The sequence below is a fragment of the Leuconostoc holzapfelii genome, assembly GCF_012396485.1.
In the GTDB taxonomy this organism is placed as follows: domain Bacteria; phylum Bacillota; class Bacilli; order Lactobacillales; family Lactobacillaceae; genus Leuconostoc; species Leuconostoc holzapfelii.
Genome location: NZ_JAAXPO010000003.1, coordinates 1 through 19,391, shown reverse-complemented (window position 1 = coordinate 19,391; position 19,391 = coordinate 1). Strand labels below are relative to the sequence as shown.

Sequence of the window (19,391 nt, the reverse complement as noted above, 5' to 3'; positions counted from 1 at the left end):
TCCTTTGGATTACCCACTTTAAAAGTCCAACTTAAATGCGGTGACTTGGTGATAGGGGGTTGCCGGTGTCAGGACAATGTCACCATATTGCGCAAAACGTTCAGCGCCTGGTACGGCTTGGGTTTCTAAGGTAAGGCCTCCATGATTTTTCAAATAGGATTGACGCATTGGCACATGGTAATCATCTCCAAAATTACCCGTAAAGACCACCACCGCTGGCGCCGTTGTCGTCATGGCTACCCGAATAAGGCCATCTGGTGCTGACAGCTCAGCTTGTGGGGCACCGTGTGTGTCTTGTAGCAAAAACGGATGATCAAGGCCATGCCCAACCCGTTGATTTTGGTCGGCTGTACTCTCAATTGCTGTACGCACCGGTTTTGCCGTCCGAAAATCAAAACTGGTGCCAGCGACTGATTGCATTGCCCCAGTCGTTAAATTCTGATCACCAATCGGCGCAAAATGGTCAGCCGCAACTTTGAGTTGGTGGGCGGCAACACTTTGTGCCGGGTCGCCTGTTAAGTTAAAGTAAACATGATTGGTTGGATTAAAGAGCGTTGGGGCATCGGTCACCGCTTCATACGTTAATCGCCAAACATTCTCATTATCCAAAGCATACGTGACTTTTGCGGTCACTTGACCAGGAAAACCATTTTCGCCAGCCGTACTAACATAAGTGAAGACCACGCGCACGTCATTTGGCGTTACTTCTGGTGTAGCTTGCCAGTAGCGTTGTTCAAACCCAATTACACCACTGTGTAAGGTATTATCATTTTCATTGGCCTCAAATTGATAGTTGACCCCATCATATGACCAACGTGCGCCAGCGATCCGACCAGCCACACGCCCAATGGTAGCACCAATAAACGTATCTTTTTGTTGGTATTCTGCTGCACTATCAAAGCCGAGTACTAACTCACGTTCACCGGTCGCCAGCGGTACCCGCAAACTCACAATGCGTGCCCCGAAATCCGTGACCCGCAACGCCACCCCCTGATCATTGATTAAGGTGTAGCAGGTTGCTTGCGCACCAAACGATTGTGTTAAAATTTCCATGACGATTGCCCTTTCAATTTTTTTGATCTGGTGTTTGGGCGACAGCTTCCAAGAACCGTGCCAAACCGGCTTCGCCAGCAGCATCATCTTTATAGACGCCGGCATCTTCTAGCACCCGTTCAAAGATTTGCCCCACACTATGTTGGATAATCGCCATGACATTATCCGGTGTAACAGTTGCTTGTGCACGGAGCCTGTCAGCCCATGTTTGATGTTTTGGTGCGACATGATCGACACGTCCCAATAGATAATCGGCTACCTCGTGCAGTTCGTTTTTTAATCTAGGGGGTAAAATCGCCAAACCCATGACTTCAATTAAGCCAATATTTTCTTGTTTAATATGTTGAACATCTGGGTGTGGATGGAAAATGCCATCGGGAAAGTCCGCCGACACATTGTTGTCACGCAAAACGAGATCGAGTTCATACCGACCATCGCGGAAACGTGCAATCGGTGTGACAGTATGATGCCGCACACCCGATTCATCATACGCACGAATAGCCAGTGACGGATCACTGTAGTTTTCCCAAGTCGTCATGACTTGCGTTGCTGCTTGTAATAAACGTGCCTGATCAGCATCAGCTAAGCGAATCACCGTCATCGGCCAATTTAACACGCCAGCTTCGGCCAGCGGACTACCTGGCAACGCAATTGGTGTCTTAATCGTGGCTTGCGCCATTGGCAAGTCATAGCGCCCCGCCTGAAAATGATCGTGGGTCAGAATCGAGCCGCCAACAATTGGCAAGTCTGCATTTGAGCCGATGAAATAATCCGGAAATAGCGTCACAAATTCTAATAGTTTGGCCAAATGCGCGGCATCTACGCGCATCGGCCGAATCGTTTTGGAAAAAATGATCGCGTGTTCGTTGAAATACGCATACGGCGAATATTGGAAAAACCACGGTTCCCCGCCTAAAGTCAATGCCACCACACGATGATTAGCGCGCGCTGGATAATCTAAGCGACCCCAGTACCCCTCGTTCTCATGGGCCAGCTGGGAGACAGGATAATTATTGTGCGAAGATGTCTGCGTCTTTAATGCTGCGGCAATCTTTTTAGGATCTTTTTCCGGTTTCGATAAATTAATCGTCACTTGTAACGTGCCGTACTTAGTCGTTGCGGGAAATGACATATTTTGCTTGATTTCCCGTGTTTTGATGTAATTACTGCGACATGACAAATCAAAGAAGTAATCCGTAGCCTGACGCGCAGTGACAGCATACTTATCCCAAAAAATTTGATTAACCTTTGAGGGGCGTGGCACAAAAAGTGCCATTAATTGGGCGCCTAGCATATCTGCGTTCATCTCACGGCGGACCAGCGACTGATTTTCATCTGCAATCGTGATAAGCGCGTCTAATAAGGTCAACGTGTCCACAGATTCCCAAGGTGCTAAATCATTGGGTATCTCGTAGCGCGTTTCCCCAAGCCAACCAATCACCTGATTGATTAAATACGTTTCGTCCATGGCCGTATAATCCGTGGCCGCAATGACCCGTTGCACAAATGTCTCAATTAAACCATTTTGATTCATGACGTCACCTCAAACTTCACCGACCCAGTGTGCACCATTACCGATATTTGCGGTATAAAATGCGGGCGCGTAGCCCACCACTGCTTCGTAACGTGCGCCAACTGTTTTTTCCAGCGTTGCCACGGCATCGCGTTGCACTAAGGCAATGGCACACCCACCAAAACCAGCACCCGTCATCCGTGCGCCCAGGACACCTGGTACCTGTTGGGCCGTTTCAGCTAAGGTGTCCAGTTCAATCCCCGTCACTTCATAGTCGTCTTTAAGTGATTGGTGCGAGGCGTTCATCAGTTGACCGAAACCAACTAAATCATTGGCCTGTAGCGCTTTAACCGCTTCTTGCGTGCGTTCATTTTCATACACGGCGTGCCGCGCCCGACGGCGAACCGTCTCATCTGTAATCAACGCGGCATGTTGATCAAAGGTTTTGCGATCGAGCTGACCCAGGAATTGGATATTGAGCTGTTGTTGCAAATCAACAACTGCCGCCTGGGTCTCGCGCACACGCTCATTATATTTGGAATCTGCTAGCTCACGCCGCTTATTCGTATTCATAATGACAATCACGTGATCCCCTAAGTGTGTTGGGATCATCTCATACATCATCGTGTTCGTATCTAAATAAATCGCATGATCCGCCTCGCCAAACCCAATCGCAAACTGATCCATAATGCCTGTATTCACGCCAACAAAATCATTTTCAGCGCGTTGGCCACTCGCTACCAGTTGTAATCTAGGTACTTTCAGGTCATATAACTTTTTGGCGACCACCCCAATCAACAGTTCTAAGGATGACGAGGATGACAGGCCTGAACCATTGGGAATATTCCCAGAAATCACTAGTTCAAATCCTGTTTCAAACCGATTGCCATACCCCCGGAGCGCTTGCAAAACGCCTTTGACAAAGTTCCCCCATGAGCCGTGCGGTAATTTTGCCTCATCATTAATGTCAAAAGTGATGATCCCAGCTTCGGGCATATTCAAAGAATACAACCGCACTAATTTATCTGAACGTTTGCCCGCAACACCATAAGTTCCCAAGGTGATCGCTGCCGGAAACACATGCCCACCATTATAATCTGTGTGCTCACCAATTAAATTAATACGACCTGGTGAGAAGAATTGATCGGTTGGCTGTGATTGGAATTGCGTTTCATATTCTGTTGCCAGTTCATCATAAATTGTTGTCATTTTTCTTTCCCTTCCTTACGTTTGACGACCCATTACGACACTATTTTTGCTTAAAATACCGCACCCGTGATGTGAAGTCCGTCTGCTGAATTGGTGTGTTATAAAAGCCCATATTCATCAATTCATCCCCGCCAAAAGCTTGACCTGTTGCCATATCGACATACGTCTTATCTGCAGCTAAGTGACCTAATTTCATCGTGTGAAATGCTGGTTGCCCCTCAGACAAAATCCGATATTGGTACAACAACGTTTCGGTCCTGTCTGCACTCACAAATTGCCACGCCACCTCGTTTTGGTCAAATGGGGACTGTATACGATAAAAGTCCCCATACTGAATCAAGTGACGGTGCGCCTTATAAAAATCAATTTGCGCACGAATTGCCATTTTTTCGGCCTCCGCTAAGCGGCTGAGATCAAGTTCATAGCCCAAAACGCCGGCCATCGCGACATCTCCGCGCATGGCTAACGACGTCACCCGACCTGTTTGTTCGTTTGGTGAAGCCGATACATGAGCAGTCATACTTGAAATTGGATACGCTAATGATGTGCCATATTGGATCTTTAATCGTGCAACCGGATCTGTGTTATCCGACGCCCATGATTGCGGGAAATAATACAGCATGCCCGCATCAAAGCGGCCACCGCCGCCAGAACAGCCTTCAAATAAAATATCAGGATAAGTCGTTGTTAAACGCTCAGCGAGCTGATAAACCCCGAGCATATAACGATGCGCAATCTCCCCTTGCTGTTCAGGGGGAAACACCGATGAATACACTTCCGTGAGGTGACGATTCATGTCCCATTTAATGTAATCAATCGGCACCTCATCTAAAATTTTGGCAATTTGTTCATAAATGGCTGCCACGACTTCCGGCCGTGAAAAATCTAACACATATTGATCACGGCTTGGTGTCATCGCACGTTCGGGGACTTGTAAGGCATAATCAGGGTGTGCTTGATAGCATTTGGAGTCCTTGGAAATCATCTCTGGTTCCAACCATAATCCAAATTGCATGTGTTGCGCATGCACACGTTGTGCTAAGCCAACCAAGCCATCTGGTTTTAACTTATCCGCGTATTCATACCAGTCCCCAAGTGAACTGTTGTCTGAATCGCGGTGACCAAACCAGCCATCGTCTAATACAAACATTTCAATCCCTAATGGCGCTGCTTGTGCCAAAATGGCATCAAGTTTCTCCGCATCAAAGTTAAAATAAGTTGCTTCCCAGTTATTAATCACAATTGGTCGGGGCGCATATTGGAAACGTCCGCGCGCAACACGTTCTCTTAATAAATGGTGGTAGGCTTGGGACATCCCATTTAGCCCTTGATCTGAATAGACCAACAGGGCCTCGGGTGCTTGAAATGTTTCCGCCGGCATTAATTGCCAATGAAAGCCTTGAGGATGAATACCAGCAAGGACTCGAACTTGATCAATATAATCCTTCTCTAACGTAAACTGGTGGTTACCAGAATAAACTAACTGCACACCAATCGCCGGCCCATGTTCTTCAGTTGTCTCTGGTGTGACAAGGGCGACAAAAGGATTCATGTGATGTGAACTTGTCCCCCGATGACTAGCAAATTCGGTGATGCCATGGCGTAAGGTTTGCCGTTCCATTTGCCGCTCTCGCAAATGGGCGCCTGGTAACGTTATTGCGGCCACTTGGTCTTCAATCACATCTAACTGCACAGAAGCGAGCTTTTCCACAGTTAAAATTTGTGTACCTTGGTTTATCAGCTTGGCCGATCGCGCAATGACAGGCCGATCAGCGTAGATGGTGTAAAACAACTGCAACTCAGCCGATAAGACATCGTCAACCAAGCGAATAATCAAGGTTTTTGCTTCATCTGAAGTTAACGTATAGGCGTGTGGCAGGCCAGTTAAGTCTGGTTTCCCTGCTTGAATCTCATAATCAACGTAACGAAAATTAGTCGCTTCAGCCCCATTTTCGGCGCGAATCATCACAGCCGGTTGCCGAAAATCGCCCGTATCATAACCAGAAAATTCTTGTCGTAAGGTATCTTTTGAGAAACCACGATCGACTTGTCCTGGCTCGCCTGCTAAATTCGGGGAAAAACCCCGATCTAAATGTGGATAACGGCGCTGATCATGATAAGTTGTAATCGCTTTGCCAAAATAGAGATGACTTAAAACGTCTCCTGTTTCGACTTGGAAAAGATATGAAATCAACGCGTTGTTCAGATGAAAAACCTTTTTTTCAGCATCAAAAAAAATGTTTGCACTAGCCATCGTCTACCTCCAGGAAACGTTTACTAAATTACAAACATATTTTATCACCGGTTTACTGAAATGTAAACGCTTACGCTTTTTTCGTTTTCAAAGTTTCGCGATAGATCAGTTGGCTTGGAATGGTTGACCAGATCGCCCAATCGCGCTTGCCTTGCGCTAAATCATAGGCTTGTTCTAGCGCTTGTTGCCCCAAGGCGGCCGGCTTTAAATCAACTGTTGTCAAAGCTGGCACTAAATAGGCGGCCAGTTCCAAATTGTCAAAACTCACCAGATCAATATCTTTGCCTGGTTCCAGGCCGCGCATCTTTAACGCATTCATTGCACCAATGGCGATGGGATCGGAGGCAACTAACAAGGCATCAATGCGCGGTTGGGCATCAAGTAAGGCCATTGTCCCTTGACGCCCAGTCTCGACATGCCAGGCGCCTGAAAAACTGTGCGCACGCAATTGATGGGCTTCAACCCATTGTTGATAGACGGTGGCACGCACATCAGCAGCTTGCCCATTCGTTGTACCATCTAATTCAAATAATTCATTGATGCCACCAATGAAACCAATTTGACGGCGACCAGCGGTGTAAAAGTCATCGAGGATTTGCGTCGTTATTTTAGCCATTTCTGGTTCAACAACATCAATATCATCAGCGTATGTTTTGCCATCCACCAGCACGAGTCTGGAATTCATTTGCTTAATGGCCAACAAGGCCGATTGAGAAATATCACCTAGAATGATGACGGCATCATAGGCCGCAATGGTTTGTTGCTCAATCCCCTGTGTCATGCGAATCACATCATCAATCACCACCCCAATCCGGCGGGCATGTCGCTCAATACTTAAATAAATTTGTCGCCAATAAGCATCCGTTGCTTCACGTGCTTCTGAAAAAACAGTAATCACCGCAACATGGTAATCCTGCGCCACGGTGGTATTTTTACTGCGTTTAACATAGTTTAATGCCTGTGCCGTATCGAATACTTTTTGGCGGGTAGTTGCCGAAACTGATAATGTCGTGTCGCCATTTAAGACGCGGGACACCGTACTGGGTGAGACGCTTGCTGCTGCCGCAATTTGTTTGATTGTTACCATGTGTGTACTCCAACATGTGCACATATGCACGAAAATATCTTCGCTTTCCATTCTACTACAAAACACTCGGCATTTCTTTTTAGTAAAACTTTAGTAAAACTCTTGTAATTTAAAATGGAAGCGCTTACAATGGTTGTGTTAGCTGATAATAAAAAGGAGAAAGAATTATGCCTTCAAACAAACAGTCGATGACCTCACGCTTAGCCTATGCGTTCGGTGCTTTCGGTAACGATGTCTTCTTCGCGACACTCTCAACCTATTTCATCATGTTCGTGACGACGCATCTTTTCAACAGCGGTAACACTGCTGAAAACGACCGCATGATCAGTTATATCACCTTGATCATCTTCCTCTTGCGTTTCGTCGAACTCGTGATTGATCCCTTTATTGGTAATGCGATTGATAATACGGTGACACGCTGGGGAAAGTTTAAACCCTGGGTTGTCGTCGGTGGGACAATTGGTTCCATTGCACTGATTATCTTATTTACGAATATGGGTGGTATCAATAAGAGTAACCCGCTTTTATATTTAATCCTTTTCGGGTTCATTTACATCACGATGGATATTTTTTATTCATTTAAAGACATTGGCTTCTGGTCAATGATTCCTGCCCTGACACTTGATTCGCGCGAACGAGAAAAAACAGCCACATTTGCTCGAATCGGCTCCACTATCGGTGCGAACTTAGTTGGCGTGGTCGTGATGCCTTTGGTCTTATTCTTTTCGATGAAAAGCAACGGTGGCACAGGCGACGCAAAGGGCTGGTTCTGGTTTGCCGTGATTGTCGCAACCGTCGCTTGGATTAGCGCCATTGTCGTAGGGTTTGGAACAAAGGAAATTGACTCCACCTTGCGCAAAAATAAAGAACGCACCACTTTTAAGCAAGTCTTTTATATCCTCACACATAACGATCAACTCATGTGGATTGCGTTAGCATACGGGCTTTATACCACAGGGATGACCTTGGTTAATTCTTTGGAGCTCTATTATTTTACTTTTATTTTAGGTCAATCCAGTGCATTTTCCATTTTAGCTGGTCTAAACATTCTCACTGGGCTTGTGGCCGTCGCGCTCTTCCCAATCTTAGCCGATAAACTAAACCGCCGCCGGTTATTCTTTTGGTGTATTGGCATCATGCTCTTAGCCATCGTAACCTTTGCCTTTGCTGGCCGTTCCCTCCCTTTGGTCTTGATTGCCGCAGAATTATTCGCCATCCCACAACCACTCGTTTTCTTGGTTGTCTTGATGATTATTTCAGATGCTGTTGAATATGGCCAATTAAAACTCAACCATCGTGACGAATCGCTCACTTTATCTGTTCGGCCCCTACTTGATAAGTTAGCTGGCGCCATTTCTAATGGTGCTGTCGGGTTAACAGCCGTCGCTGCGGGGATGACCACCGGCGCCACGGCCAGTTCGGTGACTCCATCAGGCCAATTCACGTTTAAACTTATCATGTTTGGTTTACCATTTTTAATCATTATGATAGGCACCTGGGTCTTCTACCGCCACGTCACTTTAACAGAAGCGCGCCATGCAGAAATTGTTGACCAACTAGAGAAGACTTGGGGTAAAAAATTTGAAGATCATGAGCCTGATACCAACAACTACCAATACTTTGATGCGTATTTTGCTCCCATTGCCGGTACGTTAATGCCTTTATCAGACGTTGCGGATCCAGCCTTTGCTGCTGGTTCACTTGGCGACGGTTTTGCCATTCAACCAACTGATGGTCGCGTGTATGCGCCATTTGATGGTACCATCCGATCGACTTTCTCCACACGACATGCGGTCGGCATTGAATCCGATTCTGGGGTAGTCACGTTAATCCATATTGGTATTAACACCGTATCCATGCAAGGTACCGGCTTCATTACTTACTTTGATAAAGGCCAGCGCGTGAAGAGAGGTGACTTGCTCATCGAATTCTGGGACAAAGCCATTCAAGATGCACAGCTAGATGACACGGTAATGGTAACGATCACTAATGCCAATGCCTTACCACAATTAACCTTTAAAAAAGCCTTTGGGTCACACGTTTCCAAAAATGATATTTTATTAGAATTTAATGACTAACCCAATCAAAAACGCGTAGTTGATGCCGTAACAAACTGTCTCAACTACACGTTTTTATATGTTATTCGCCAGCCGTTATTTTTATCCCAATAATGGCCACAATGAGTAGCCCAATAAAAAACCAGGTGACTGGTGGGAATTGATCCCGAAATAGCACAACGCCCATCACAACAGACCCCACCGCGCCAATGCCTGTCCAAATTGGATAGGCTAAACTAAAGGGAAGCTGTTTCACGGCTTGGATTAAAAACGCCATGCTGGCGATCAGCCCAATAATTGTCACAATCACCCAGCCAACTTTCGTGAAACCCTGACTTAATTTCATCGTCGTCGCCCATAAAATTTCTGATAAGCCGGCTAACAACAGATATACCCATGACATATTTTTATCTCCTCAATCATGCTGTATTTGGATTAGTCGATAACTTCTAACTGACTTAGCCAACACGATACCCTAACTGTCAGTCTACCATGGTTATCTAGCCGAGACAATGTTCCCGCACATCAGAAAAACGCCTGGTACGAACCCAGACGTGAAAAATTTAGGCATACTACAATATTTTTTCCATATTGTACCATTGCTCACCAGCGTGAGTAGATTGCGATGGGCCGAGATTCGTAAAGCCATTTTTTTCATAAAAAGGAATGCGATCTGCTAAACAGGTTAAAGCAATCGCTTCCCGTTTAGCTGCTTGCGCACGCGTTGTTAATTGTGATAATAATTGACTTCCTAAACCAAGACCGCGGGCAGCTTGGTGAACCGCGACCGTTTGCACCGTCTGATAGCCCCCTTGGGCGATATTTTTCGGATTTTCTTCATACATCCAGTCTTCAACAAAACGCTGGTTGACTGCTGGTCCACAAATAAAGCCGAGAACACCTGCCTGTTCATCTTCAGCCACAATAAATGTTTCTGGGAAATTGGCAATTCTCTCAAGATATTGGTCTCTCGTTCCTGCCTCATCTTGGTTAAAGCCTTGATTTTCAATGGTCAAAATCATCTCAATATCATCGTGTATCGCGTTTCTAAACTGCATGTGTCAATCCATCCGTCCTTTCAATTACGATTATTATAACAAACCATATCCTTTTTGTATTGCACCTATCTGAATAGCAGCAGTCGATATCTCATATTACACATCAATGATCGCATCTCCCCACGCAATCACTAAAGGATCATGGGTGGCAACAATCATAGTGGTTTGCTCATTAGTCAAACTATCCAGTACCTGATATAAAATATCCATCGCAGTATCGTGATCTAACGCAGCTGTTGGTTCATCAATCAAAATAATGCGTGGCTTTTTTAATATTAAACGGGCAATCGCGACACGTTGTTGTTCCCCACCCGATAGTTCATAAATATGTTTTTTAAGGTAAGTTTCTGATAAATTAACGGCCGTTAATGCCTGTACCATTTCTTGCGTCTCTCGTTTTTGGATACGATGCCGAAAAACAAGTGCCAAATTGTCAAAAACCGTTTGATCTTCTAACAACGCATAATTTTGAAATAGATAACCCAAATAGTCACGGTAAAACCGACTTTTTTTGATGGTTTGTAAAGGATCACCAGCATACGTCATGGTGCCACGATAATCTTCATCAAAACGGGCAATCATATTTAAGAGGGTTGATTTACCAGCCCCAGATCGGCCACGCAAAATATATTTCACACCAGGATGAAACGTCACTGACAGGTTGTCGATAATTTGATGTGACCCAAACTGCTTACTCACATTCTCCAAAACTAGCGTCATAATTCCCCCTTAAGTATTAAATAACTTTGCTTTTCGTTCACCATAATGCGATACGTAAAAAACAATAACAGACAACTAATGACAAAAATAACGGTTATCAAGACGCTAGGCTTTGAAGTTGCGTACAAAATGCCTGGTAACAACGCACACGATAACATGAGATAAATGTGACGATACCGATTCATAAAAGGTAGCCCATAAACTTGTTTCACAAATAATTCTCGGCGATAGGCCATAAATATGATATAAATGGTAAACAAACCGCACAATAGCACCACCAAGATTGCCAATATCAAACTCCCCAATAAGACATTTTTACGTAGTAAATAGGTGTGTTTCAAAGTTGCCCGCAGTTTATTCGTACTACTGATGTCTTGAATATTTGGTCCTAAAACCGTCATGACTTGGTTCTTATTTTCCTCAGAAACCAAGTTAACCATTACGTTGCGTTGTGACAACCACGGCAACAAATTTTGCACAATCGATTGACTTGATTTTTCTTTCGCAACTGTCTCACTGTTATCGAAATGCGCTACTGCATCACGCTGTACAGCATGAAAATTTATCACCAATATATGTTTTGGTTTTTGGTAAGCAAATGACTGTTCCTGCGTCGCATTAAGAAAAACATAGGTTGACGTCGGTTGCATTTTCTTGATTACGATATTTGCGACGTCAATGCCATTGGGTATCGCATAATTTTCCTGTATTTGTGTCGGCGATAAATTTTCCGTCGTCAATAACGTCACTGGTGCATGAAAATCATCTGCTGTTAACTGACTTCCGGTCACTGCTCGTACCTGTTGGTACTTAAAATAAGTGGGATTGACATAAATATCACGCGCGTACGGCTGGTCTCGTCCCAAGGTTATTTTTGGACCTTGAAATGGTGCAAACATGCTCATTAACAGTTGTGATTCATCTATCTGATTAAGCAATAACTGGCTTGTTTTAGTTTGCACATCATCTTGCTTAGACATGGTATGCATAGTTAAAACTGAAAAATGAGCGATTTTCTCCCATTTTTGTTGCCCTTGTCGCATTAAATCAATTTGCTGATTCTCTTTTTGTGCCAAATCTAATGTTGTCACAAAGTTCATAAATGTTAGTGCTAAAATGACACAAGCTACGATTGGGATCAAGATTTGCTTCCCACGTCCTTTCAGAACCGCTACGAGTTGGCCACGATTAAACAAAATCGTTAAGATAAGCGTACTAACAGCAACAGCACCAAAAAATAGTAATAAGATCACGTTAACGATGATTAATTCATAAGTGAGCATCTCCGGCAGCAACAACCATAAAACACCAAAAACAATGGGTAGCCCAACGAGATAAGCATAAACATAGACTTTTATGTTAGACCACCAAATCGTCAATACTGCAATCCCTTTGGTTTGTCCCTTTAAAAGTTGTTGTATCACAAATTGTCGTCGTTGCTTAAAAATAATGAAACTATTCAATATCACAATGACTAAGAGTATCATCACTAACAAGATATCTAGTCGTGAAACAGCTAGTTGTCCTGTGAGATCTGATATCACTGCTGACAAAGCTGTTGGGTTATACACCATAAATTGAATATTGTTTTTAGACAAAAATGCCAAAAATGCTTGATGATTCCCTTTCCCAAACACACCGTAATCAGACAATACATCACGATCTGCAATTTTTTGTCGCTGTTCAATACGATCGTCTGGTATCCCAATCATGTATTGTTTTTGATGACCTAGGATATAACTTTTTGGTACAATTTTGCCATCAAATTCCGGATAGACACGTTTGACAATGACTAAATCATGGGTATCTGCATACGCGGCAATCGCTTGATTCAATGTGGCCGTGCGTAAATCACTACTATTATTCACAATTGAAATATTTGTCGGTGTGCCAAAATAGGCTGCATCCTTCGCATACAACATGGCGGCCGTCACAGATAGCACACTCACGCAGAAAATAAAGATAATATAAATACTATTTCTTAATTGACGTAAACGTTTCATCCGCGCTTAACCACATCAGCACGCACAACTTTTTGACATTCTTTCATACAGCGTTATTCTTCTTTCCAACGGTGTTTGTTAACCGTTATCACCATGATAAACAATGCCGTATGATTTTTTGTCAATAAATTTCTCACTTTAATCCATCAATCATTTTATTGACATTGTAATAAATAAATGCTATGTATTTTATCACCTACTGGCTGTTTCTCTTCGCGCCGTATGCTATACTGGGAACATCAATCAAACGGAGTGTATGTGATGATCATTCGAATTGCCACCAAAAACGATGCCCCACAGCTACTTAATATTTATGCCCCCTATGTATTGGATAGTACGTTTACGTTCGAATACGACATCCCCAGTCTGCAAACATTTGAACACCGCATCACGACAACACTTCAAACACATCCCTATCTTGTGGCCGAAGAAAACGATACGATTTTAGGTTACGCATACGCACATCCCTTAAACGAGCGCGAAGCCTATCAATGGACCGCTGAACTCAGCGTCTATGTTGGCCCGACCGCAAAGGGACGTGGTATTGGCAAGCAACTTTACCAAGCACTCGAACAATATCTGAAAGAGCAAAATGTTGTCCAAACCATTGCCGTCATTACTGCTGAAAATACACGTAGTATTGCCTTTCATGAACATCTTGGGTACCAGCAAGTCGGCCAACTGACACAAGTTGGTTTTAAACATGGCAAGTGGCTTGATGTTGCCTGGCTGCAAAAATCATTGATCACACCAACCGCTACACCCGCACCGTTTATCCCTTTTTCACAATTAACAAGTCGCGCTTAAACTAAAAGCCCAACAGGAAAGTTAATCCTGTTGGGCTTTTTATCACTTATTGATTGCTATCTTTTTTACTATCTTCTTTGAAGTCGTCGACTGCATTCTTGACAGCATCCTTGACGTCTGCCACTGCATCTTTAACCTTACCGCGTACACCTTGAGCCTTACCTTCAGCTTCGCGTGCCTTATCTCCAGTAACCTTACCTTCGACTTCTTTTGCCTTACCGACAACTTGGTCCTTGGCGCTATCAAACTTTTCTTCAACTGACATAAACATGTTCTCCTTGAGCTTTATTTGATGGTACAAAACCATTTTATCATAAATCTGCCATTTTTCCAATCACTACCCTTATCATGTTAGTAATAGTAAATGAGAGAACACCCATTTAATCAGCCGTCGTTAGTAGACATAGCTTTGATTATCGTGCCAGCGTGATGTTGTTGCTGTTGGTAGTAACATCAACACAAAAAACCAAACTGTGCCAATCACTGGTACAAGTTGAATGAAAATCCAACCAGCACTGCGGTTCGTATCGTGCAATCGCCTTGCTTGTATGGTGAGTGTTGCCACCCAAACCAAAAGGCCAATGACTTTGACTGTTGTGTTAACTGATAAATCAGTCAAATTATAAATATCTTCGATATTATGGCCTTGTATCTTTTCAACAATCCCCATCAAAATACCACCGATAAGATAATTCACGATGACTGGAATCCAGTATTGCTTGCGCGTCGCTGTCGCGCGCCACACAAACATTTTTGTCCAAAACTCTTGATATGCCTTCATAATTTCCTCCAAATCTTCTATCTTAAAACTATTGTGCCACTTTTTAGGTGATATCACCAGCTTAACCTCCCCAGCTGGGATGATATTCGTCGCTTTTATGTGACAATCTCGCCTTTTTGTCCGAATGGCTATCATTCGATGTACTTTCCGCGTGGTATTTGGCGTGCAATTTTTGACTCGAAAGCGCTATACATCCCGTGAAAAATAACATATAATAACCACAACTTATGTTCCTAAAAAAGGACATTTACGCTTTAATTGCCATAAATTACGCCTTATACAGGTTTAATTTGTTAGGAAAGCTGGACAAGCACCTCAATTATTTCATTAATCAGCCACACGAGTCACGTGCTAAACGTTCACGTTAAAAAGTTTGGGAGAGATTAGATTATGTTTAACGGGATAAAACGCGCAGTCTTGTTGACTGCTTTTTCGAGTAGCCTTGTTTTTGGCGGTATGACACAGGTTTCAGCTGATCAAACCTATCGTGATCCGAGCCTAACAGGCGCGACGCAACAGCCATTGGGCTTTAGTAATTCGGAGCAACTCATCTTAAGCAATCAAGATGACAAACATCGCGCCACTGATGCGCATATCCAACTCACATACCACGACAAACCGTCTGCCAAGCGTGCCAAGCGCTTAACTTATAATCCAGCTGGATGGCACAATTATCGTTTTAAATATGAAAAAGCTAACGGTAAAATCAGTAAAGAGTGGCTATTCAATCGTGGCCATTTGGTCGGCTATCAATTCAGCGGCTTGAATGATGAGCCAAAAAATCTCGTGCCTGAAACAGCTTATTTAAACACTGGTGCCTTGAAAAGTATGAATGGTGCAAATAAGAAAGCCATGCTTTATTACGAAAACCATCTCGCCGCTTGGTTGAAGTCCCACAAAAGCTATCGCCTCGATTATCAAGTCACCCCGATGTATCTTAACGATGAACTGCTGCCACGGCAAATTCGTTTGGCCTATGTCGGCTACAATTCACACGGTGATAAGGTGAAAATTAATCTCCACTCTTCTCGCGAAGAAAATGGCATGGATGATGCGACGGTCGTTTATTTAAACAATGACAGTCCAAATGCCATCATAGATTACACCACCGGCACAGCCCGTAACACACTCAATAAGTCTGAAACACTGAAGCAAGATCGAGACATAGCAGCCAAAGCTAGCTCCGATGCCGCAGCAAAAGCCAGTGCTGATGCAGCAGCGCAGGCGGCTGCCGCAGAAAGTGCCGCTCGTGCAGCAAGTGAGGCCACCGCACAACAAGCTGCACAAACACAGGCAGCCACACCCCCATCTGCCGTTGTTCCCGCACCAACTACTGACAACATCAACCAGTCTGGGGCTTACAAGTGGGCAATTCAAGATGGCTTTAATTGGCAAACTCGTAAAGGTCATTCAACTCGTGTCGCACCTGGCGGCGTATTACCCGCGGGTTATCATTGGCAAGTGCCCTAAGCCCTGTTTGCTGACACAAAAAAAAAAGCGCTAACGCGCTTTTTAAATGCCATAAATTGAGATGCGTTGCTGGTCTGCACTTGGGTGTAAAATTTCTTGCAACAAAGCGTCAACATAATCAGCATAACTAATATAACTCTGACCCGTCGCATTCGTCGTTAACTTATCACCGGCAAAAGCGTATTGGCCCGTTCGCGGCCCCTCACTATCATACTCAGCAGCAGGACTGACATAAATCCAGTGGACCGATTCAGCTTGACGTAACACCGCCAAACCGCGACTCATACTTTCAGCAAGTGGCTGATAAGCAGCTGGGAATTCTGGGGTATCTTTCAATTGGATCGTCATTTCGTCATCCACATAAAGGCTCCCTGCCCCACCAACGATGTACAGCCTTGTCGTTGTGCCACTTAAAATACTAGTCAGATGTGCAAGCGTTGTTTGATGTTCGTCTAACCGCTCTGGGTCGTAGACACCAAACGCATCGACAACAACATCAAATGGTGCCAAATCATCGGCTGTCAAATCAAAAATGCCTTTTTGCAAGACTTGTGTGGCTTGACTTCGATTCTCATGGCGAACAATCGCGGTCACATCTAGATCATGTGCTAAAGCGGTTTCAACTACCCGTTGCCCCGTCTTGCCATTGGCTGCAATCACTGCTAACTTCATCATTTGAATTCCTCCAGTTAATCTAAGATTAACATCTTCACTTACGATTAACAAGTTAAATCCAATGAATTATTGGTGTTGGTTCAAGACTTCTTGCGCATGTTGATCTAAAGCGTTGACGGATTGCATCGCGTTGTCTAATTGTTTCGTCAAGTCAGCATTCTGCCCTTTTTCATCATTGTATTGCTGTTGGGCTTTCGCTAATTGTAATTGCAAGTCATTTGCTTTCTCATTAGCTATTTTAAGTTGCCCTTGTACGTTACTAAGCGATTTTTGCGCTAAGGTCACTTGATTGTTAGCGACATCAATTTTGTGGTTCATATCATTAATTGTTTGTTGAATGGCTAGTTTTTTATTAATTTCAGCTTGATTCAACTGTTGACTTAAATCACGCACTCGGCCTTGTAATGTCACGACTGACTGTTGGCTGACCGCCAACTGTGACTGGTAATCCGCGCTTTGTCTGGTCAACGTCGAAATTGTGTAAGATTGAACTGTTAATTTACTACCCAGTTGATCAATAATACTGCGAATATGTGCCATGTTTGGTGCGCCACGCCATTGGGAATTATCAGCCAATGCCCGCCCACCGATAAACGCGGCCAAAAACAACACCAAAACGACTAAGATTTTTTTATGTTTCATTTTTCCTTCCATTGCCCACTCATCGTGGCGTTTATGCTATGCATGAGCCATAGGCCAACGAACACGTGATGATCTGATGGACGGATGATTGTAGTCTTTTATCACAGATGATAAAATATACTCATACAAAATAAGCAATAAATCGCACAGCCCTTCTTCATCAGACCGCCAAGTTAGATTGAAACAGGTTTGTCCTTTTTATTGCTTGAATACGCGATGAGTTCATTATTTACAACGAATGATAAAAAGTCAACATGTTTTCGTGTTTTTTATCACATGTGATGATTATTGAGCCATTGCTTCGGGAGAAACACTGAAATGATGACGCTTGAACGAGTAAAACTGCTGTCTAAACAACGAGGTTGGAGCTTGCAAACCACAGCCAAAAAAGCTGGTATCGGTATTAATTCAATTTATCGTTGGAACAAAAAAATGCCATCGACGGCCAGTTTGACTGCGGTTGCGAAAGTTTTAGGGGTTTCCACCGATTATTTGCTGGGTGAGGATACTTGTCTTGAAACGCATGACCCAGCCATTGATATTGCAGACACGCATGTGACATTACAGTTCGATGGCCAACGGATTAGCGACGACGATCGACAAGCTTTGATCGATTTTTTGAAATTCAGGCGGTTTCAAAGCCTGACAGAAACTACCACCATCCCCAAAAAATAAACAACGATATCAATGCTGCCTTGCTGGTGTCACATTCTTGTTGGATTTTGTGATGCTTTCAACTTATTTTTGTGAAGTGGTTTGAATTAGCGACTCTAAAAAGCTTATCATATCAGAATTTACATACAAAAAGCCGTTCTATCAGTAATGCTCAGAAGTAAATAAATTGGACTACTTTTATTCAGTTAATTAGGCGACATTTGAGATACGATTGCAATTATAAAAATTGCTAGTCCAACCAATGGCTGCTTGGACTTCAGCTAATGTTTGGTATGCCTTTAAATAAACCTCTTCACGCTTCAATATTGAATGTAACGCTGCCATACGGCCATTATCGTATGGATGTCCTTTGAGTGAATATGAATGTTTCAAACCATAATTTTGACATTTGATATTAAATTCAGCACTTGTGTATTGTGACCCCATATCCGAATGAACTATTAATGGCCTTTGATGCTTATCTAACGCCATCTGTAAGGCGCTTATGGCTAGATAGGCTGTCATTGTATCGCCAATTTTATAACCTAATACTTTTCTCTTCTCAGGATCCAAAACGGTCGCTAAATAGACCCATCTGTGGTTAGTCAACTGAATATAAGTGATATTTGTTTGCCAAACACCGCTCAAATCATGCAAGTGTCTAATCAGATTGGGCTTTTGATTAACCGTTACAACAGTTTTGAGTTTGCGACAACGCTTTTATTGCCGACTGGGCTACCAATGGCGCCAGTTGTAATAGGCACTAGGTTTGATTTTAAGTGCACTTAAAATCTGCACAAGCGCGTAGCCTTGTGCTAAAAATTGGTTAACTAGCGGCAATCCCACATTACGGACTATTTTTGGGCTAGTATGATGGCCGCTCAATGCCTGTTAGGCTATGCGTGATAGAATTTCGTTTTCTTCTTCCAAAATAGCGAGGCGCTTCTCTAGTTGCTTGACGTCTTTTAAAGTCTTTGACTGACCCTTGATCATGATTGGGGTAGCTTGTTTAACCCAAATAGCAATAGAATCTTTCGACGGTCCAAATTCTTCTGCTAATGATTTAAGTGAACGGCCTTCTTGATGAAGTTTAACCAATCAATCTTTGAAATCTTGTGAATAACGAATTGACATAAAAATACGCCTATACTTTCATTTTATGGACTGAATAAAAATAGTCCATTTTTTAGTATAAGAGCACCAAGTATAGACGACAATTTACTGAATTCATTTAATTCAGCACTAATATCTGGCGATACAAATAAATTTATCTATACTTATGGCAGATTGTAAAATTAAACCGAACACCTTGCATAAAAAAACTGCAGAGACTTTAATGGTAATTGACTAAAATCAACCATAAAGGATCTGCAGCTTATGTCTTCTAGTTTATCAGCTCACGAACGTT

19 protein-coding genes are annotated in these 19,391 nt (G+C 43.4%); 4 read left to right on the top strand and 15 right to left on the bottom strand.

Annotated features, from left to right (window positions below):
- Positions 1–18: 18 nt before the first annotated feature.
- The 5 genes from HF966_RS03020 to HF966_RS03000 form a co-directional block, all read right to left on the bottom strand.
- Positions 19–1,053 carry an aldose epimerase family protein gene (locus tag HF966_RS03020; RefSeq protein WP_168676177.1) on the bottom strand — a complete coding sequence of 345 codons (1,035 nt, stop codon included), beginning with the start codon at positions 1,051–1,053 and terminating at the stop codon, positions 19–21.
- A 13-nt stretch (positions 1,054–1,066) separates the two neighbouring features.
- A complete protein-coding gene (locus HF966_RS03015) occupies positions 1,067–2,587 on the bottom strand; it encodes a UDP-glucose--hexose-1-phosphate uridylyltransferase (protein ID WP_168676176.1) in 1,521 nt (506 codons plus the stop codon).
- 9 nt (positions 2,588–2,596) lie between these two features.
- Complete coding sequence (locus HF966_RS03010; protein WP_168676174.1) at positions 2,597–3,775, bottom strand: galactokinase; 1,179 nt, start codon at positions 3,773–3,775, stop codon at positions 2,597–2,599.
- 40 nt (positions 3,776–3,815) lie between these two features.
- Positions 3,816–6,029 (bottom strand): alpha-galactosidase, encoded by a 2,214-nt coding sequence (locus HF966_RS03005; RefSeq protein ID WP_168676172.1) that lies wholly within the window; start codon positions 6,027–6,029, stop codon positions 3,816–3,818.
- 70 nt (positions 6,030–6,099) lie between these two features.
- The gene (locus HF966_RS03000) at positions 6,100–7,116 is read right to left on the bottom strand and encodes a LacI family DNA-binding transcriptional regulator (protein ID WP_168676171.1); all 1,017 of its coding nucleotides are present in this window, start codon (positions 7,114–7,116) and stop codon (positions 6,100–6,102) included.
- A gap of 167 nt (positions 7,117–7,283) precedes the next feature.
- Between HF966_RS03000 and HF966_RS02995 the strand changes: the two genes are divergently transcribed.
- Positions 7,284–9,194: a sugar MFS transporter gene (locus HF966_RS02995; protein ID WP_168676169.1), complete on the top strand. Its 1,911-nt coding sequence runs from the start codon at positions 7,284–7,286 to the stop codon at positions 9,192–9,194.
- Between the two features lie 61 nt (positions 9,195–9,255).
- Here the strand turns inward: HF966_RS02995 and HF966_RS02990 are convergent, their stop codons facing one another.
- The 4 genes from HF966_RS02990 to HF966_RS02975 form a co-directional block, all read right to left on the bottom strand.
- A complete protein-coding gene (locus tag HF966_RS02990) occupies positions 9,256–9,576 on the bottom strand; it encodes a DMT family transporter (RefSeq protein ID WP_010002201.1) in 321 nt (106 codons plus the stop codon).
- Between the two features lie 169 nt (positions 9,577–9,745).
- Positions 9,746–10,231, bottom strand: coding sequence for a GNAT family N-acetyltransferase (locus HF966_RS02985; protein WP_168676167.1), 486 nt, complete (start codon positions 10,229–10,231; stop codon positions 9,746–9,748).
- 96 nt (positions 10,232–10,327) lie between these two features.
- The gene (locus HF966_RS02980) at positions 10,328–10,951 is read right to left on the bottom strand and encodes an ATP-binding cassette domain-containing protein (RefSeq protein ID WP_168676166.1); all 624 of its coding nucleotides are present in this window, start codon (positions 10,949–10,951) and stop codon (positions 10,328–10,330) included.
- Positions 10,948–12,954, bottom strand: coding sequence for a hypothetical protein (locus HF966_RS02975; protein ID WP_168676164.1), 2,007 nt, complete (start codon positions 12,952–12,954; stop codon positions 10,948–10,950). Before HF966_RS02975 ends, HF966_RS02980 begins: the two co-directional genes overlap by 4 nt.
- A gap of 261 nt (positions 12,955–13,215) precedes the next feature.
- Here HF966_RS02975 and HF966_RS02970 point away from each other — a divergent pair, with 261 nt between their 5' ends.
- Complete coding sequence (locus HF966_RS02970) at positions 13,216–13,761, top strand: GNAT family N-acetyltransferase (protein WP_168676163.1); 546 nt, start codon at positions 13,216–13,218, stop codon at positions 13,759–13,761.
- 46 nt (positions 13,762–13,807) lie between these two features.
- On the opposite strand, the gene HF966_RS02965 is transcribed toward HF966_RS02970, so the two are convergent.
- Entirely contained in the window at positions 13,808–14,026 is a 219-nt protein-coding gene (locus tag HF966_RS02965) for a CsbD family protein (RefSeq protein ID WP_168676161.1), read from the bottom strand.
- A 129-nt stretch (positions 14,027–14,155) separates the two neighbouring features.
- Positions 14,156–14,545, bottom strand: a complete 390-nt coding sequence (locus HF966_RS02960; protein WP_168676464.1) for a DUF805 domain-containing protein — start codon at positions 14,543–14,545, stop codon at positions 14,156–14,158.
- Positions 14,546–14,932: 387 nt separating this feature from the next.
- Between HF966_RS02960 and HF966_RS02955 the strand changes: the two genes are divergently transcribed.
- Positions 14,933–16,012 carry a DNA/RNA non-specific endonuclease gene (locus HF966_RS02955; protein ID WP_168676159.1) on the top strand — a complete coding sequence of 360 codons (1,080 nt, stop codon included), beginning with the start codon at positions 14,933–14,935 and terminating at the stop codon, positions 16,010–16,012.
- Between the two features lie 42 nt (positions 16,013–16,054).
- Here the strand turns inward: HF966_RS02955 and HF966_RS02950 are convergent, their stop codons facing one another.
- Together HF966_RS02950 and HF966_RS02945 are read right to left on the bottom strand one after the other, a co-directional pair.
- Positions 16,055–16,684, bottom strand: a complete 630-nt coding sequence (locus tag HF966_RS02950) for an NAD(P)H-binding protein (protein WP_168676463.1) — start codon at positions 16,682–16,684, stop codon at positions 16,055–16,057.
- Positions 16,685–16,753: 69 nt separating this feature from the next.
- Positions 16,754–17,329, bottom strand: coding sequence for a hypothetical protein (locus HF966_RS02945; RefSeq protein ID WP_246586644.1), 576 nt, complete (start codon positions 17,327–17,329; stop codon positions 16,754–16,756).
- Positions 17,330–17,647: 318 nt separating this feature from the next.
- Between HF966_RS02945 and HF966_RS02940 the strand changes: the two genes are divergently transcribed.
- Positions 17,648–18,004, top strand: coding sequence for a helix-turn-helix domain-containing protein (locus HF966_RS02940; protein ID WP_168676157.1), 357 nt, complete (start codon positions 17,648–17,650; stop codon positions 18,002–18,004).
- A gap of 189 nt (positions 18,005–18,193) precedes the next feature.
- On the opposite strand, the gene HF966_RS02935 is transcribed toward HF966_RS02940, so the two are convergent.
- Positions 18,194–18,640, bottom strand: a complete 447-nt coding sequence (locus tag HF966_RS02935) for a DDE-type integrase/transposase/recombinase (protein ID WP_168676156.1) — start codon at positions 18,638–18,640, stop codon at positions 18,194–18,196.
- Positions 18,641–18,874: 234 nt separating this feature from the next.
- Positions 18,875–19,081, bottom strand: coding sequence for a transposase (locus HF966_RS02930; RefSeq protein ID WP_004911830.1), 207 nt, complete (start codon positions 19,079–19,081; stop codon positions 18,875–18,877).
- Positions 19,082–19,391: the final 310 nt, after the last annotated feature.

Coding starts and splice junctions, on each gene's coding strand:
- HF966_RS03020 (WP_168676177.1), bottom strand. CDS start 1,053: ATGGAAATTTTAACACAATCGTTTGGTGCGCAAGCAACCTGCTACACC.
- HF966_RS03015 (WP_168676176.1), bottom strand. CDS start 2,587: ATGAATCAAAATGGTTTAATTGAGACATTTGTGCAACGGGTCATTGCG.
- HF966_RS03010 (WP_168676174.1), bottom strand. CDS start 3,775: ATGACAACAATTTATGATGAACTGGCAACAGAATATGAAACGCAATTC.
- HF966_RS03005 (WP_168676172.1), bottom strand. CDS start 6,029: ATGGCTAGTGCAAACATTTTTTTTGATGCTGAAAAAAAGGTTTTTCAT.
- HF966_RS03000 (WP_168676171.1), bottom strand. CDS start 7,116: ATGGTAACAATCAAACAAATTGCGGCAGCAGCAAGCGTCTCACCCAGT.
- HF966_RS02995 (WP_168676169.1), top strand. CDS start 7,284: ATGCCTTCAAACAAACAGTCGATGACCTCACGCTTAGCCTATGCGTTC.
- HF966_RS02990 (WP_010002201.1), bottom strand. CDS start 9,576: ATGTCATGGGTATATCTGTTGTTAGCCGGCTTATCAGAAATTTTATGG.
- HF966_RS02985 (WP_168676167.1), bottom strand. CDS start 10,231: ATGCAGTTTAGAAACGCGATACACGATGATATTGAGATGATTTTGACC.
- HF966_RS02980 (WP_168676166.1), bottom strand. CDS start 10,951: ATGACGCTAGTTTTGGAGAATGTGAGTAAGCAGTTTGGGTCACATCAA.
- HF966_RS02975 (WP_168676164.1), bottom strand. CDS start 12,954: ATGAAACGTTTACGTCAATTAAGAAATAGTATTTATATTATCTTTATT.
- HF966_RS02970 (WP_168676163.1), top strand. CDS start 13,216: ATGATCATTCGAATTGCCACCAAAAACGATGCCCCACAGCTACTTAAT.
- HF966_RS02965 (WP_168676161.1), bottom strand. CDS start 14,026: ATGTCAGTTGAAGAAAAGTTTGATAGCGCCAAGGACCAAGTTGTCGGT.
- HF966_RS02955 (WP_168676159.1), top strand. CDS start 14,933: ATGTTTAACGGGATAAAACGCGCAGTCTTGTTGACTGCTTTTTCGAGT.
- HF966_RS02950 (WP_168676463.1), bottom strand. CDS start 16,684: ATGAAGTTAGCAGTGATTGCAGCCAATGGCAAGACGGGGCAACGGGTA.
- HF966_RS02945 (WP_246586644.1), bottom strand. CDS start 17,329: ATGAAACATAAAAAAATCTTAGTCGTTTTGGTGTTGTTTTTGGCCGCG.
- HF966_RS02940 (WP_168676157.1), top strand. CDS start 17,648: ATGATGACGCTTGAACGAGTAAAACTGCTGTCTAAACAACGAGGTTGG.